Below are 15,389 nucleotides of genomic sequence, written 5' to 3'. Positions count from 1 at the left end.
GATGCAAGGCAGCTTTTTCACAACCTCTGACTCACGGTGTTCCAGAAGTAACTTCTTCGAAAAATAAGCCGAAATTTCACAAAAATTTGAGAAACGATTTTCGTGAATTCCTTCTTATTTCTTGAAGCTGACCACTTCTGTCACAACCTCTTTTCAAATATTTCGTTTTCTTATTCTACAAATGGTTCTTCTCCTAACGCTTGTTGAGCGGCTAGATTCAACATGCTCCATTGTCGGTCAAAGCCTGGCTGGAAGAAGAAGTCAGCTTCTGCTAGTTCTTCTAAAGTCAGTTTGTTTTGGATCGCTAGTGCCAATACATTTCCTTGACCTGTAACATCATAGGTAGATAATACTGCTCCTCCTAGCAATTGATGGGTCATTGGATCCGAGAATAATTGGATGGACACTTTTGGATTTCCTTGTTCTTCTGGTACATATTTTGGTCGTAACGTATCTTCATAATAAGACACTCGTACATCTACTCCTGCTTTTGCTGCTGTAAAGCTATTCAATCCGCTTGCTGCAAAATGATAGTCAAAGACACTTAATGCAGAGGAACCTACGACTCCGCCGAACGGTTTGTTTGGTACTTCTTCAAAAAGATGTTTTACTACATAACGTGCTTCTCTACGTGCAACAGTCGCTAAAGCGATCGGCATTTTTTTGCGGGCTGGGATAGAATAAGCAAGTGTAGCATCTCCTACTGCATACACATCTGGAAGATTCGTTTGCAAGTATTCATTTGTTTGGATCCAGCCACGTTCATCTAAGTCAACGATCCCTTTTAACCATTCTGTATTTGCCTTCACACCGGCAGCTTGAATGACCAGATCTGCTGGGATTTCTTTTTCACTTGTTTTGATTGCCTCAACTTTTCCGTTACCAGTAAAAGCTTCGATTTTTGCATTTGTCAAAACTTCAATACCGTTTTCATTTAGGTGTTGTTCTAAAATATCTGTCATCTCAGCATCTAAATAAGTGCCTAAAGGTCTATCGATCACATCAAGCAATACGACTTCTTTCCCAGCTTTTCGGCTTGCTTCTGCTGCTTCGATCCCAATGTAACCCGCACCTACGACAGCGATTTTTTTAATAGCCGGATCATTTAATTTTTCTTTGATTTTGGTTGCCCAATTGTATCCACGCATCAAGTAGACATTTTCTAGATCTGCTCCTGGTACTGGCAGATTGTTTGGTTTGACACCAGAACTCAAAATCAATTTGTCATAAGGATATTCTTTTGTTTCGTTATCTGATGCGCTAGTAACCGTTACTGTTTTTTTATCGGCATCGATCGTTTTTACTTCGTGATTATTTAAAATATGAACATTGGATTGCGGAAAGTTTTCTGGTCTGAAATTACGTACATCATTTACATCTGTTACCTTGTCTTCTAAATACAGCTCCATACCACATGACATGAAGGAAATATAGTCTCCTGCTTCAAATAGCGTGATATCTACATTTTCACCGTATCGTGTCAATAGTTCCAAGATCGATTGATGCCCTCCATGAGATGCACCTACAATGACAACTTTGATTTTTTCCATTGATGAAACCTCCTTGAATATTCTTTTAAAATCATTCTAAACAATTTAAACTTAACATTACATTAGTTATGAATCAAAAGAAACGCGTTCATTTGAACTAAATTTAAAAAACAATCGTCTCCTTGCAGAATATACCGCAAAATTAACGATTGTTTTTTTTGATAAAATCTATGAATCACTGTTCTGTTAAAAAGTCTTTGATCCGTTTGCAGGCCTCATGTAATTTTTCCATGCTGCTAGCATAAGAAATCCGGATATAACCTTCTCCTTCTGGGCCAAATGCAATTCCTGGGATACACGCAACTTTTGCCTGTTCCGCTAATTCTACACAAAACTGCCAAGAGTCAGTTTGAATGGCAGCTGGGAGTTTGCAAAACAAGTAAAATGCACCGTTTGGCTGGGTCACTTCAAATCCTAAAGGCGCCAATTGCTGGACCAGATAGTCTCTTCGTGTTTGATATTGCTCTTTCATATTCTCGCTATCTTTCACCCCATTTATTAGCGCTTCAGCCGCAGCTTTTTGCGCCATCGTTGTAGCGGCAGTCACCAGATATTGATGGACTTTAATTAGTTCGTCAATAAGGGCTTTTTGAGCAAAAATAAAGCCCACTCGCCAACCAGTCATCGCATGTGACTTGGATAACCCGCTTATCATGATTGTTTGTTCTGGAAGATAAGTAGCTATGGACATATGCGTTCCACTATAAGTCAATTCAGCATATACTTCATCACTTATAACAAATACCGGATATTTTTTTAAAACCTCAGCGATTGCTTTCAATTGTTTTGCAGACAATGTCGTCCCAGTAGGATTGTTAGGATAGTTTAAAATGACTGCTTTGACAGCTGATCCATATTGTTCAAATGCTCGTTCAAATTGTTCCGGCTGACAGACAAACCCTGTGTCAGAAGTATCTATCGGGATCAATTCAGCACCAGCTAGTTCCACTAATGGCTGATATCCTGAATAAGCAGGCGCTGGAATAAGAACCTTGTCTCCTTCTTCCAAAACAGATAACAATGCAGAGGCAATCGCTTCCGTTGCACCAACCGTCGTCAAAACTTCCGTTTGCGGATCATAAGTTAGTCCATAACGCTGCTGCTGAAACATACAAGCAGCTTCCCGCAGTTCCTCTAATCCTCTCATTCCGGTATAGTGAGAAAAGTCTTCTTCGATCGCTGCTATTCCTGCTTGCTTGACATGTTCAGGAGTTGGAAAATCCGATTCTCCCAGGGTGAGTTTGATCACATCTGGTATCGACGATATTTGCTGATCGAATTGTCGTATTTTTGATACTTCTATTCTAGAAAGCCTGGGACTAAATCGATTGGATAAATTCATCATTATTTACTCGCTCCTCTTTTGAACTGCTATCGATTTTTACAAGAAGATTTTCTGTAAAAAGAATCGTTTTGTACCATTCTACACCATTTTCTAAAACATCCATATCAAAATCGAACGTCGGATCATGTAAAGCAGGGGTATCACCGACACCTAAAAAGAAAAATACACATGGATATTGTTGCGTATATATGCCAAAATCTTCGGCTTGAAGAACTGGAGCATCTAATTCATGTAGTTTGTTTGAATCTAACAGTGCTGCATATAAGCCTCTATGGTTGATTACAGCTGGATAGCCGTCATTATAGCGAAAAGAAATAGTAGCTGTAGAGTGAAACTGTTCTGCTAAATGGTCTAATCCCCTCTTCAAATAATTTTGCATATCTGAACTGTAAGAACGGATACTTCCGGATACAATAACTTCTCCAGCTAAAACATTTCGGATCGTTCCACCTTGGATTTGGCCAAATTTCATTAGATGATTCCACTCTGCCGGTAATTGACGGTCAAAATCATAAACATTCTTCAAAAATCGTACAGCTGCCTCCAGACTATCGATTCCTTTTTCACTAGAAGCAATATGTGCAGACTGGCCTTTAATGATAATGTCTGTTTCACTGCTTTGTGCCATCAAAGGTCCTGGTCGAGAGAAAACTTCTCCCTTAGCTAGTCCAGGCCATAGATGAAAGCCAAATATTGCTTGTACTTCATATTTATCCAACAATCCTGACTGAATAACGCTTTGTGCGCCACCGGAAATTTCTTCTGATGGCTGATAGATCAGTACTACATTATAAATAAGATCCTCAATGTGTTTAGTTATAAAGTCAGTCAACCCTAAAAGCATCGCCATATGTCCGTCATGACCACATGCATGCATATACCCTTCATGCTTAGAAGCAAAAGAGAGATTCGTTTCTTCTTTGACTGGCAGTGCATCGATATCTGTTCGAAAAGCAATCGTTTCTTCTTGTTGATTATCAAAATAAAGGAGTAGTCCTGTTTCGCCGATTTCATGGATAACGGCCCCGCTGTTTTTTACTTGTTCATATAAATATTTTTTTGTCTTGAATTCATGAAATCCGATTTCAGGAATTTGATGGAGTGCCATTCGATATTCTTTCAGCATCCGTATTCACCATCCCTTCATAGATACCCTTCACTACTGTTTCATATTGATTATTCGGTACACCGATGATCAGATTCAACTCCTGTGCTCCTTGTGATAAGATCGATGTGCGAATTTCTAATTTGTTCAATATCGATAACACTTTCCCAGATAATCCAATCAATTCTTTATGCGGACCCCCAACGACAGAGATCAAAGCTAAGTCTTCGATCACGACGATTTCTTCCACGCCAAGTGTTTCTTTTAATTCTTTCGTGATGAGAAATAATTTATCGGCAATCGCTTCTGCCGAGACGATCACTCCGATATTGTCGATCCCTGAAGGAATATGTTCGATTGATATCTCATGTTTAGCAAAAATGCTCATTGCTTTCCAGATAAACCCGATTTCATCGGACATATGTCGTTTGAATAAAGTGATGGAAAGAAAATCCTTGCGTCCAGCTATTCCTGTCAGTCCATTTTCCTTTTCTATTTCGTGATTCGATATTTTTGTCCCTTGAGCGAAAGGATCATTGGTATTTTTTATTTGGATGGGGATATCAGCCTCTTGAACTGGGAAAACAGCTGCTTCATGAAGAACGTTAGCCCCCATATAAGCCATCTCTCTCAGTTCTCTAAAAGAGATTTCCTCGATGATTTTAGGATGATCGATGATTCGCGGATCAGCCATCATGATTCCTGAAACATCCGTCCAATTCTCATAACTTTCCGCTTGCAACATCTTCGCCAGTATCGCGCCGGTAATGTCGCTTCCCCCACGGCCCAATAATTTTTCTTTTCCTGCAGGGTTCGCCCCGTAAAACCCTGGAACAACCATTTTCGGATATCTTTTAAATGCTTTTGTGATTTCCTGTGCTGTTTTTTCCTGATCGATTTTCCCATCATAGTCAAAGAAAATCAGGTCTTTTGCGTCAATAAACTGGTAACCAAGATACTCAGCCATCAGTTGAGCAGTCAGATATTCACCTCTACTTACTAAATAATCTTCAGTTATCTTTTCGTCTTCCAGTTGTTTCTGTATGCGTGCTAGTTCATCTTCAATAGGTAACTGCAGGGCAAGAACATCTCTTACTTGAATGAAACGATCACAAATCCTTTTCCAAAGGGGTGTCCAATCAACATGATGCTGAAGGTAAGCATAAATCAAATAAAGTAAGTCTGTTACTTTGTCATCATCTGACGTACGTTTGCCTAAAGCAGAAACAACGATCACTTGGCGATTGGGATCTGAAAGAACAATTGTACGGACTTTTTTGAATTGCTCTTCATGAGACATCGATGTTCCGCCGAATTTCGCTACTTTCAGCGTATTACTCATCTTGCCACCTCCGCTATTTTCTGCATTAAAGCTGCAGCAATCTGTACGGCATTCGCAGCGGCTCCTTTGCGTATGTTATCGGCAGTCGTATAGAACAACAATCCGTTCTCTAAAGAAGTGTCTTTTCTGATCCTCCCAACATAAACCATATCTGTTCCTCTAGCAAGAATGCTCGTCGGATATTTATGTGCTGCTAGATCATCTTCTAATTGAATCCCTGGAAACTGGCTGAGACACTCTCTAATTTCTTCCGTCGTAAACTCTTTTTGCAGTTGAACTGCCACAGAGACTCCATGTCCATTTTCGATTGGCACACGTACGCAGGTTGCTGATACTGGCAAAGCAGGCTGATGCAGAATCTTACGGGTCTCATTTATCATTTTCTGTTCTTCTTTTGTATACCCATTTTCCAAAGGCTGATCGATTTCCGGAATCACCGTTTGGCTAATATTATAAGGATACAAAACTGGTTCCTCGTCATTTTGCGTACGATGAAGATCTTCAATGCCTTTTTGCCCGGAACCAGAAACTGCTTGATAGGTCGAATAATTGACTCGCTGGATACCAAAGGCTTCTTGTAAAGCTTTAAGCGGAAGTACCGCTTGAATGGTTGAACAATTTGGATTTGCAATCAGCCGATTCAATGTATAGTCTTCCAGATTGACCTCTGGAACGATTAATGGAATATCCGAATCTTCCCGCCATGCTGAGGAATTATCTATGACAAATAGTCCCTGACTTCGTGCGATTGGCGCAAACTCTTTGGATACAGAAGCACCTGCAGAAAATAGCGCTAAATCATATCCTTCAAATGAAGTTTCTGTCAATTCCTGTACAGTGTGTTTCTTTTTCTTGAATACACAAACTTTACCGGCTGAACGTTTTGAAGCTAATAATTTCAATCGTCCTACTGGAAAATCATATTCTTCTAACACTTTGAGCATCGTTTGGCCGACTAATCCGGTTGCCCCCACAATACAGGTATCTATTTCGCGCATTTTTCTCCATCTCCTCTATAATTCGCGTAACGCAGCAATCAATGCTGTATTTTCTTTTGTCTGATCATCACTTATTTTTAATACACGTGCAGGTATTCCACCGACAACAGTGCCTGCTGCCACATCTTCTAAAACCACTGCTCCTGCTGCCACGACTGCATCTTTTCCGATATGGACACCTTCAACAATCACTGCATTCGCACCTACCAGTACGCCGTCTTCTACGATAACCGGTTTGGCCGATGCTGGTTCGATCACACCTGCTAAGACAGCTCCTGCACCAATATGGCAGTTTTTGCCCACTGTCGCTCGTCCACCTAAGACAGCACCCATATCAATCATCGTGTTTTCACCGATTACTGCACCAATATTGATAATCGCTCCCATCATGATCACGGCATTGTTGCCGATTGACACTTGATCTCTGATAATAGCACCTGGTTCGATACGAGCATTAATTTTTTTAATATCTAGCAAAGGAACTGCGCTGTATCTTGCAGCAGTTTCGATTTCGATTTCAATGATTTTTTCTGATTCAGCTTCTAAAACCGGAGCAATCGTCTCATAGTCACCAAAAACAACGAAGCTGCTTCCTTCACCAAAAACTTTACTTTCTTTAAATTCGATTGGCTCGGTTACATTCAGATAGACTTTCACAGGCGTCTTTTTAGATGCCGTTTGAATGTAGCGGATGATTTCTTGAGCTTCCACGTTTTTTACACCCCTTTGTCCATTAATAAATCTTCTAATTTGTAATAACCTGGTGACTGATCTTTCAACCAGTCCGCTGCTTCTACTGCGCCTGCAGCAAAGATTCGATTAGAAAAAGATTCATGTTTGATCGTAAATATTTCATCAGTAGCAGCAAACAATACATCATGTTCACCAGGTAAAGAACCTGCACGAATACTGTGTACACCAATTTGGTTTTCTTCTCTTTTTTTCCCTTGCCAGTTGTATACGGGCTGCAGCTTTTGCACTTCTTGGATTGTTTGAAGCAGCATATTTGCAGTACCAGATGGTGCATCTTTTTTACGACTATGATGTTTTTCAATCAGTTCGATCTGCCAGCCTTGCAACATTGCAGCTGCTTGCTTGATTAGTTGATTCATCACCATGATGCCGAACGAAAAATTAGCACTATACATCACAGGTACATGTTTGGCATGTTCTTTTATTTCTTGGAACTGTGATTGTGTATAACCTGTCGTGCCAATGACTAACGGAAGTTGATATGATAAGCTATACGAAAGGATTTTCTCTAAATTATCTGGATGAGAAAAATCAATAAGCATTTCTGGCAGTTCCGGAAAAACAAGCGTAGTTGCTTCTTTAGGTGACGTCTGTAAAAGAAGGATCGTATCTCCTCTTTCTTGTGCAACTTCTTCGACTCTGTCTCCCATCTGTCCACTGCCAATCAGTCCGATTCTCATTTTTCACCCGTCCTTTCTTTTAACAAAAGCTGAGCTAATTGTTTCTTTTTCTCTTTTGAAAGAGAAACTAAAGGCAGGCGTAGAGGTCCGGAAGGTAAGTCTAATAATGACATGGCTGCTTTGACAGGAATAGGATTGGTCTCACTGAACAAGGCATGGATCAGTTCAAGTGCATTTAATTGCTTTTCTTTTGCTTGCTGCCATCTTCCGTCCTGCGTATCTTTTACTAATTCATGGACTATTTTAGGTTGGATATTCGCCCATACACTTATTACACCGCTTCCTCCTACACTCATTACTGGTAGGATCAAATCATCATTTCCACTGTAAAGGAAGAATTCTTTTCCAATCAACCGAGCGGCATCCATCACATAAGCCATATCTCCTGAGGCTTCTTTCAAACCAATGATATTAGGATGTTCTGCTAAATTTACTAATACATGGATTGGAATCGACATGCCTGTTCTAGAAGGAACATTATACAAAATAAGCGGAATCGGTGAGGCTTCTGCAATTGCTGTAAAATGAGCAGCTAGTCCTGCATCACTTGTTTTGTTGTAGTAAGGGGTGATGACCAAAAGTGCGTCTGCCCCCAAAGAAGCAAAATGCTTCGCTTTTTCAATCGTTTCTTTCGTATTATTCGTTCCAGCTCCTGCAATCACCGGCACACGGCCAGCCACTTTCTTTACTGTCAGTTGAAGGATCTGCTCCTCCTCAGATTGTGTGAGCGTAGAAGATTCTCCTGTTGTACCTAAAACTAATAATCCGTCTGTTTGTTCATCTAAATGGAATTGGATCAATTTTTCCAAACCAGCATAATCTACTGATCCCTCTTCATTCATCGGCGTGATCAGCGCCACGATCGAACCTTTTATCATCTTCATTCCTCCAATATTCTTGTCCATTCATGAACTGCTGGGCCAGCCATTTGTATCGCATCCTCACCAGAGATCATCAAGTCTCCTTGTTCCAAGTGAACAACTACCTGATCTGCTGAAATTTTCCCAGTTTCCTTAGCAACCACATAAGAGGCACAGCAACCTGTACCGCAAGCAAGTGTCCAACCTACTCCTCTTTCATAGGTACGGACGATCAATTCTTGTTCATTGACTACTTCTACAAAGTTGACATTGGTTTTTTCTTTGAACAAAGGATGATGACAGATCAGTTCACCTCTTTTTCTCCAGACTTCCTCACGCGCATTTTCAACAAAAACAACAGTATGAATCGTTCCTAAAAATAAACTAGTGATCGTTACTTTTTCACCATTGATCTCTATTTCCTGGTTTTTTATTGGATAAGTTTGATTAGCTTTGATTTTTTCCGGAGAATCATCTGGCACTCCCATATCTACGCTGCAATAAAAAGGTGAGGGATCCAACACCGTAATTTTTCTTGTGCCTGCTAATGTCTCTACGTTGAATTCCTGTTCATTCATCATGTTCTGATCATTTACGTATCGAGCAAAACAGCGAATGCCATTTCCGCACATCGGCGCGCGGCTGCCATCTTTGTTGTAATAGATCATTTCCAACGGATCGATTTTTACGGCGATCAATCCGTCTGTATCATATTTTTCTTTTGTGCATAAAGAAGCGGCTAATTGACTATAATCTGTGTCTTCTGCGTAATCTAATAAGATAAAATCATTTCCGCAGCCATTATATTTATGAAGGATCATAGGAAACTTCCCCCCTTAGTAGATCAGAAAATGCTTGTCTGCGAACAATCAGTCTTGATTGGCCATTATTGACAAAAACAACTGCTGGTCGTGTCGCTCGATTGTAGTTGCTGCTCATCGAGTATCCATAAGCTCCCGTGGAATAAACAGCTAAAAGATCACCCGATTCTGCTTTCGGCAAATAAGCTTCTTTAATTACCACATCGCCTGATTCACACATTTTTCCTGCAATCGTCACTTTCTCTGTTTTTTCTTCCGACAGTTTTGCTGCTAAATCACAATCGTATTCTGCCTGATACAGAGCTGGACGGATATTATCTGTCATCCCGCCATCTACAAAGTAATATTTTTTATGTGGTGTCTTTTTGATGAAACCAATCGTGTATAGTGTTGTACCAGCTTCTCCAACAATACTTCTACCCGGTTCGATCAGTAATTGACGAATGGTCAGTTTTCGTTTTTCCAAAGCTTCTTCCGTATATTCAATCAGTTTTTTTAGTGCCTCTTCGACTGGGATTGGCTGATCATTTTGTGTATAACGAATCCCAAACCCTCCGCCAAGATTCAAGGAAAGAGGTTGGTCAAAATCGGTTAAGTAATTCGTCAATTTGTCGATTTCAGCTAACCAAGCAGTAACATCAAAAATTTGTGACCCGATATGAGCATGAAATCCTTCTAACTCTAGATAGCTGCTTTCTTTTATCAACTGAAGGGCTTGTTGGCACTCTTTACTTTCATAGCTCATGCCGAATTTTGAATCAATATGCGCAGTGACGATATATTCATGAGTATGTGCTTCTACTCCGACATTCAACCGAAGCATGATACAGATTTTTTTTAAATAGCGTTGGCTTAATTCTGCTAATAATTCAACTTCCATCAAATTATCGGCAACAATATGCAACAAATCATTTTCAAGTGCATAGATTAGTTCCTCTGGCGTCTTGTTGTTACCATGGAAGTAGATAGTATCTCTAGGAAAATCAGCTTGCAAAGCGGTATAGATTTCCCCACCACTGACAACATCTAGCCCGAATCCATATTCACGAACTAAATGCAGCATCTCAATCGTTTGGAATGCTTTAGAGGCGTAAAGTACTTTTGTATCAAAACGTTTCGATACAAAGCCTCGCTTGAATGACAGCATCGTTTGTCTCATCTTTTCTTCATCATACACATACAGAGGTGTCTTATACTTTTCTGCCAATGTGCTTGCTGTGACTCCGCCAATTATCAATTCTGTCATTTTTTCATTCCTCTTTTCACTTTTTTTCCGTTTTTATTGGAATTTCATTTGATAAAGATTTGAATTTTATTGGAATAATATTAAACAAAATTTTCTGAATTGTCTAGTATATTTCGAAATATTTTTTTAAAAATAAGAATAAAAATGGTTATAAAAACAAAATACCCGAACTATTAGAAGCTATTTATACATAAAAACATAAATTCAACACTATTTAGTGATGAAAAAATATTTTCGCTTCAATATAGTTCGGAATAGTTCGGATATTTTCAATTTTATGAATCATTTCAATTTCTTCATAAATAAGTGCAGTTTCTTCTTTCTCTAGCTTTTGCCATTCATCTTTCAAAATATAAATAAAATCAAATACTTTTTTATTTTTCAATTTGCTGATTCCACAAAAAAACCTCTTGAAAGGCAGATCCGATGATCTGCCTTTCAAGAGGTCAAGCTATGTTTTTCAACTTCTTATCAATTCGTCAGCTCATTATTTTGATGCACGTTTTACATAAGAACCTTCTGCTGTATTGATTTCCAACAATTCATCTGTTTCGATGAAGTCAGGAACATTGACTACTAAGCCAGTTTCCATTGTCGCTGGTTTACCTGAACCAGTGACTGTTGCACCTTTGATGGAAGGTTGTGTTTCCACAACACGTAATACGACAGTTGTTGGTAATTGAACGCCGATGACTTCGCTACCGAAGAATTGGATTTTTACTTCCATGTTTTCTAGGATATATTTCATTTCTTCTTCTACTGTTTCTACAGGAATTTCATATTGCTCATATGTTTCCAAATCCATGAAGAAAGCTGTATCATCCATCGTGTACAAATATTGTACAGGTTTTGTGTCGATATGTGCTTTTTCAAATTTTTCTTCTGGTCTGAACGTTGTGTCGTATGTTGCACCTGAACGGACATCTTTCAGTTTCATACGCATAACTGTATTTCCTTTACCAGGTTTATGGTGGCTTGCATCCAGAACTTTAATCAGTTTGCCGTCTTGTACGAAAGTCATACCGGCTCTTAAATCACTTGCTGAGATCATTATTTTTGCTCCTTCTTTTCTTTATCATAATCAACTTTATTGTATCAGACAACCGGCCAGAAAACTAGAGTATTCTCTATCTTTTAAGGTCTCATGCCTATTTGTCAGAAAAATAAACACGGGTAAACGATGCTATCGAAATATTTTTTTCTTTCAAGCCTTTGACTTTTATTTTTTTTCATGCTATCGTTAATAAAAATTTTACTTGGAGGGATACACATGACAGTCAGCAACCAAAAACAATTGAATCGTTGCTGTTGTATGGTGCATAAAAGCAGCATACTATTTGTCATGTCTATTAATTGCCCTTCATAGAATGAGTACCAGGTAACTTATCTTTTTATCTACTCAATTTTTCTCTATGTCTTTCAAGGAGCTGATTTAATAGTCAGCTCCTTTTTTTATTATCTTTTTTTAGGAGGCCCATATGATTATCTCGACAATTACAGAAGCTATTGGTTCCACACCGCTTTATCGCTTTGACAATCAGCACTATTCTATGCCTAAAGGTTCTGCTATTTATGCAAAACTAGAATATTTAAATCCTGGAGGAAGTATCAAAGATAGATTGGGCAGTTATTTGATCAAAGAAGGATTTGCCCAAGGAAAAATCAATGAAAAAACGACGATCATCGAACCAACTGCCGGAAATACAGGAATTGGGATCGCTCTGGCCGCACTCACATACAAATTAAGAACGGTTTTTGTTGTTCCAGAGAAGTTTAGCTTAGAAAAACAACAATTGATGAAAGCATTGGGAGCAAAGATCATCCATTCTCCTAGTGAGCAAGGAATCATCGGTGCCATCAGCAAAAGTAAAAAACTTGCAGAGGAGATATCAAACAGCTATCTGCCTCTTCAATTTGAAAATAAAGATAATCCTGCTGCTTACTATCATACGTTAGGGCCAGAAATCTTTCATGAAATCAAAGAAAATATCCATAGTTTTGTAGCAGGAATTGGGAGTGGTGGAACCTTTGCTGGAACTTCTACCTTTTTGAAAGAAAAATATCCCGACATTCGAATAATCGGTGTAGAACCAGAGGGCTCTGTGTTAAATGGTGGTGATCCAGCCCCTCACGAAATTGAGGGTATCGGTGTAGAATTCATTCCGCCGTTTCTTTCTCCCCTTTCAATCAATCAGATCGAGACAATCTCTGATGTAGAAGGGTTTAACCATACTAGGCAGTTAGCACGAGAACAAGGACTATTAGTTGGAAGTTCGAGTGGTGCGGCTTTTGCAGCAGCATTAAGAGAAATTCGTCGTTTACCACCTGGTCATCGTGTCGTTACGATTTTTCCAGACGCAGCAGACCGCTATTTATCAAAAAACATTTACTTATAGGAGGAAAGAAACATGCACATTCAAACAAAATTGATCCACGGAGGCATCAGTGAAGATCCCACAACAGGAGCTGTCAGTGTACCTATTTATCAAACATCCACTTATCGGCAAGATGGCGTCGGCCAGCCTAAACAATATGAATATTCAAGATCTGGTAATCCTACTCGTTTTGCATTGGAAGAACTGATTGCTGATTTGGAAGGCGGTGTTCGAGGATTCGCTTTTTCTTCTGGTCTTTCTGGGATTCATGCCGTTTTTTCTCTTTTTCAAGCTGGCGATCATATCTTATTAGGAGATGATGTCTATGGAGGAACATTCCGTCTATTTGACAAAGTTCTTACTAAAAATGGTCTCGAGTACACGATCATAGATACGAGTAATCTTGATAAAATAGAACAATCCATCAAACCCAATACAAAAGCACTTTATCTTGAAACACCTAGCAATCCGCTTCTAAAGATTACTGATTTAGAAAAAAGTGCCACTCTGGCTCATCAACATGGATTGATAGTTATTGCTGACAATACATTTGCTACTCCTTATTTTCAAAGACCTTTAGATCTCGGTTCTGATATCGTTGTCCATAGCGGTACCAAATATCTAGGCGGACACAGCGATGTAGTAGCTGGTTTAGTGACTTCTAACCATAAAGATCTAGCCGATCAGATCGGATTTTACCAAAATGCTATCGGAGCCGTACTTGGTCCCCAAGATAGCTGGTTACTTCAGCGCGGAATCAAGACACTAAGTGTTCGTATGGAGGAACATCAAAAAAATGCTTTTGTGGTAGCTGATTTTCTATTTTCTCATCCAGCAGTAGAAAAGGTCTACTATCCAGGATTACCCGATCATGAACTCCATGGAGTTGCTAAGCAGCAGATGAGCGGCTTTAGCGGAATGATTTCTTTTACTTTAAAAAATGAAGAATCTGCTATTCCATTTGTTGAATCACTCCAACTATTTACTTTAGCAGAAAGTTTAGGTGGCGTAGAAAGTTTAGTGGAAATTCCTTCTGTCATGACTCATGCGTCTATTCCAAAAGAAAAACGAGAAGAGGCTGGCATAAAGGACGGCTTGATCCGTCTTTCTGTAGGAATTGAGTATGGTCAGGATCTCATAAACGATTTAGCTCAGGCATTTGACAGAATCAAGAACTAGAAGTCCCAATAAACGACTTAGCAGAAAAATCTAAAAAATATTTCAGATTGCTACACCTTGGAAACGATAAGTGTTAGAATCAAGTAGAAAGACGTTTTTGATGCTTTTCACTAAATAATTCTTTAGTGAAAAGCATCAAAACGAATGAACAAACAGATAGGAGTCTTACAAATGAGAATGAATGTCGAAAGTTTTAATCTTGACCATACAAAAGTCAAAGCACCTTATGTACGTGTAGCTGATCGAAAAACGGGTGCGCATGGCGATGTCATCATTAAATACGACGTCCGCTTTAAACAACCAAATAAAGAACACATGGACATGCCAAGTCTACATTCACTTGAGCACTTGACTGCCGAACTAATCCGCAATCACGCAGATTACATCGTAGACTGGTCTCCAATGGGATGCCAAACAGGCTTTTACTTGACTGTATTGAATCATGAAAGCTACGAAGACATTTTAGATGTTCTTGAAGCAACAATGAAAGATGTTCTTGAAGCTACTGAAGTACCTGCAAGCAATGAAACACAATGTGGCTGGGCTGCCAGCCATACACTAGAAGGTGCACAAGCTTTGGCTCGTGAATTTTTAGCAAAACGCGATGAATGGTCTGAAGTAGAAGCATAGTTTCTAAAAGAACGTAAAGATGAGAAGCAATATAGCTATCTTATCTTCGTATTTTATTAAATATTTATTGTCTGAAAAGAGTTCTAAACGGGAAAACAAATAGCTAGTTTTCAGTTTAGCGCTCTTTTTATTATATAAAATAGAAAGGAGAAAACTTTATGTCTATTTATAATTTTGAAACTACTTTAGAAGACGGCACTGTCTATTCATTGAAAAAATATGCAGGCAAACCGATAATCATTGTTAACACTGCAACAAAATGCGGTCTAGCACCTCAATTTAAACAATTAGAAGAACTTTACCAAGCTTATCAGACACAAGGTCTGGTTATCTTAGGCTTTCCTTCCAATCAATTTAAACAAGAGCTAGATTCAGCGACTGAAGCAGCAGAAGCTTGTAAAACCACTTATGGCGTTACCTTCCCTATGCATCAATTGATTGACGTAAATGGAGAAAATACAGATCCTCTTTTTACTTATCTTAAAAATGAAGCTCCTGGTACTGT

16 protein-coding genes (1 of these 16 cut by a window edge) are annotated in these 15,389 nt (G+C 39.1%); 4 read left to right on the top strand and 12 right to left on the bottom strand.

Annotation, left to right across the window (positions count from 1 at the left end):
• Positions 1 to 170: 170 nt before the first annotated feature.
• From IGL31_RS02095 to efp, 12 genes are all read right to left on the bottom strand, one after another.
• Positions 171 to 1,550 (bottom strand): FAD-dependent oxidoreductase, encoded by a 1,380-nt coding sequence (locus IGL31_RS02095; RefSeq protein WP_002286868.1) that lies wholly within the window; start codon positions 1,548 to 1,550, stop codon positions 171 to 173.
• A gap of 175 nt (positions 1,551 to 1,725) precedes the next feature.
• Positions 1,726 to 2,895, bottom strand: coding sequence for a pyridoxal phosphate-dependent aminotransferase (locus tag IGL31_RS02090; protein WP_086299879.1), 1,170 nt, complete (start codon positions 2,893 to 2,895; stop codon positions 1,726 to 1,728).
• Positions 2,870 to 4,021: a M20 family metallopeptidase gene (locus IGL31_RS02085; RefSeq protein ID WP_002294351.1), complete on the bottom strand. Its 1,152-nt coding sequence runs from the start codon at positions 4,019 to 4,021 to the stop codon at positions 2,870 to 2,872. Before IGL31_RS02085 ends, IGL31_RS02090 begins: the two co-directional genes overlap by 26 nt.
• Positions 3,981 to 5,330, bottom strand: a complete 1,350-nt coding sequence (locus IGL31_RS02080) for an aspartate kinase (RefSeq protein ID WP_002304192.1) — start codon at positions 5,328 to 5,330, stop codon at positions 3,981 to 3,983. Before IGL31_RS02080 ends, IGL31_RS02085 begins: the two co-directional genes overlap by 41 nt.
• A gap of 8 nt (positions 5,331 to 5,338) precedes the next feature.
• Positions 5,339 to 6,340, bottom strand: a complete 1,002-nt coding sequence (locus tag IGL31_RS02075; RefSeq protein WP_002286873.1) for an aspartate-semialdehyde dehydrogenase — start codon at positions 6,338 to 6,340, stop codon at positions 5,339 to 5,341.
• A 15-nt stretch (positions 6,341 to 6,355) separates the two neighbouring features.
• On the bottom strand, positions 6,356 to 7,051 hold the full coding sequence (dapD, locus tag IGL31_RS02070; protein WP_002301230.1) for a 2,3,4,5-tetrahydropyridine-2,6-dicarboxylate N-acetyltransferase: 696 nt from the start codon (positions 7,049 to 7,051) through the stop codon (positions 6,356 to 6,358).
• A gap of 5 nt (positions 7,052 to 7,056) precedes the next feature.
• Positions 7,057 to 7,773: a 4-hydroxy-tetrahydrodipicolinate reductase gene (gene dapB, locus IGL31_RS02065; RefSeq protein ID WP_002297887.1), complete on the bottom strand. Its 717-nt coding sequence runs from the start codon at positions 7,771 to 7,773 to the stop codon at positions 7,057 to 7,059.
• Positions 7,770 to 8,651 carry a 4-hydroxy-tetrahydrodipicolinate synthase gene (dapA, locus tag IGL31_RS02060; RefSeq protein WP_002297885.1) on the bottom strand — a complete coding sequence of 294 codons (882 nt, stop codon included), beginning with the start codon at positions 8,649 to 8,651 and terminating at the stop codon, positions 7,770 to 7,772. The genes dapB and dapA overlap by 4 nt, the downstream gene beginning before the upstream one ends.
• Positions 8,652 to 8,653: 2 nt before the next feature.
• Positions 8,654 to 9,454 carry a diaminopimelate epimerase gene (dapF, locus tag IGL31_RS02055; RefSeq protein WP_002294349.1) on the bottom strand — a complete coding sequence of 267 codons (801 nt, stop codon included), beginning with the start codon at positions 9,452 to 9,454 and terminating at the stop codon, positions 8,654 to 8,656.
• Entirely contained in the window at positions 9,441 to 10,700 is a 1,260-nt protein-coding gene (lysA, locus tag IGL31_RS02050) for a diaminopimelate decarboxylase (RefSeq protein ID WP_002286883.1), read from the bottom strand. The genes dapF and lysA overlap by 14 nt, the downstream gene beginning before the upstream one ends.
• A 214-nt stretch (positions 10,701 to 10,914) precedes the next feature.
• Positions 10,915 to 11,085, bottom strand: a complete 171-nt coding sequence (locus tag IGL31_RS02045; protein ID WP_002294348.1) for a hypothetical protein — start codon at positions 11,083 to 11,085, stop codon at positions 10,915 to 10,917.
• A gap of 102 nt (positions 11,086 to 11,187) precedes the next feature.
• Entirely contained in the window at positions 11,188 to 11,751 is a 564-nt protein-coding gene (gene efp / locus IGL31_RS02040; protein WP_002289434.1) for an elongation factor P, read from the bottom strand.
• Between the two features lie 427 nt (positions 11,752 to 12,178).
• Here efp and IGL31_RS02035 point away from each other — a divergent pair, with 427 nt between their 5' ends.
• The 4 genes from IGL31_RS02035 to IGL31_RS02020 form a co-directional block, all read left to right on the top strand.
• Complete coding sequence (locus IGL31_RS02035; RefSeq protein WP_002297881.1) at positions 12,179 to 13,096, top strand: PLP-dependent cysteine synthase family protein; 918 nt, start codon at positions 12,179 to 12,181, stop codon at positions 13,094 to 13,096.
• Positions 13,097 to 13,108: 12 nt separating this feature from the next.
• Positions 13,109 to 14,254 (top strand): cystathionine gamma-synthase, encoded by a 1,146-nt coding sequence (locus IGL31_RS02030; protein WP_002289438.1) that lies wholly within the window; start codon positions 13,109 to 13,111, stop codon positions 14,252 to 14,254.
• 171 nt (positions 14,255 to 14,425) lie between these two features.
• Complete coding sequence (locus IGL31_RS02025) at positions 14,426 to 14,884, top strand: S-ribosylhomocysteine lyase (protein ID WP_002289439.1); 459 nt, start codon at positions 14,426 to 14,428, stop codon at positions 14,882 to 14,884.
• A gap of 158 nt (positions 14,885 to 15,042) precedes the next feature.
• Positions 15,043 to 15,389, top strand: partial view of a glutathione peroxidase gene (locus IGL31_RS02020; protein WP_002289440.1) — the 5' portion only. Its footprint extends 124 nt past the window's final position; 347 of the gene's 471 nt are visible here — the first part of the coding sequence; it begins with the start codon at positions 15,043 to 15,045; its stop codon lies off the right edge, out of view.

Source organism: Enterococcus sp. MSG3290 (assembly GCF_050555565.1).
Taxonomy (GTDB): Bacteria; Bacillota; Bacilli; order Lactobacillales; family Enterococcaceae; genus Enterococcus_B; species Enterococcus_B faecium.
The sequence above is the reverse complement of the archived record's forward strand: the minus strand, read 5'-3'. Positions and strand labels throughout refer to the sequence as shown.

Bases quoted from the DNA above. Each gene is read 5' to 3' on its own strand.
- IGL31_RS02085 (WP_002294351.1), bottom strand. From the start codon at position 4,021: ATGCTGAAAGAATATCGAATGGCACTCCATCAAATTCCTGAAATCGGA.
- IGL31_RS02090 (WP_086299879.1), bottom strand. From the start codon at position 2,895: ATGATGAATTTATCCAATCGATTTAGTCCCAGGCTTTCTAGAATAGAA.
- dapF (WP_002294349.1), bottom strand. From the start codon at position 9,454: ATGATCCTTCATAAATATAATGGCTGCGGAAATGATTTTATCTTATTA.
- IGL31_RS02025 (WP_002289439.1), top strand. From the start codon at position 14,426: ATGAGAATGAATGTCGAAAGTTTTAATCTTGACCATACAAAAGTCAAA.
- IGL31_RS02030 (WP_002289438.1), top strand. From the start codon at position 13,109: ATGCACATTCAAACAAAATTGATCCACGGAGGCATCAGTGAAGATCCC.
- dapB (WP_002297887.1), bottom strand. From the start codon at position 7,773: ATGAGAATCGGACTGATTGGCAGTGGACAGATGGGAGACAGAGTCGAA.
- IGL31_RS02035 (WP_002297881.1), top strand. From the start codon at position 12,179: ATGATTATCTCGACAATTACAGAAGCTATTGGTTCCACACCGCTTTAT.
- IGL31_RS02095 (WP_002286868.1), bottom strand. From the start codon at position 1,550: ATGGAAAAAATCAAAGTTGTCATTGTAGGTGCATCTCATGGAGGGCAT.
- dapA (WP_002297885.1), bottom strand. From the start codon at position 8,651: ATGATAAAAGGTTCGATCGTGGCGCTGATCACGCCGATGAATGAAGAG.
- IGL31_RS02075 (WP_002286873.1), bottom strand. From the start codon at position 6,340: ATGCGCGAAATAGATACCTGTATTGTGGGGGCAACCGGATTAGTCGGC.
- efp (WP_002289434.1), bottom strand. From the start codon at position 11,751: ATGATCTCAGCAAGTGATTTAAGAGCCGGTATGACTTTCGTACAAGAC.
- lysA (WP_002286883.1), bottom strand. From the start codon at position 10,700: ATGACAGAATTGATAATTGGCGGAGTCACAGCAAGCACATTGGCAGAA.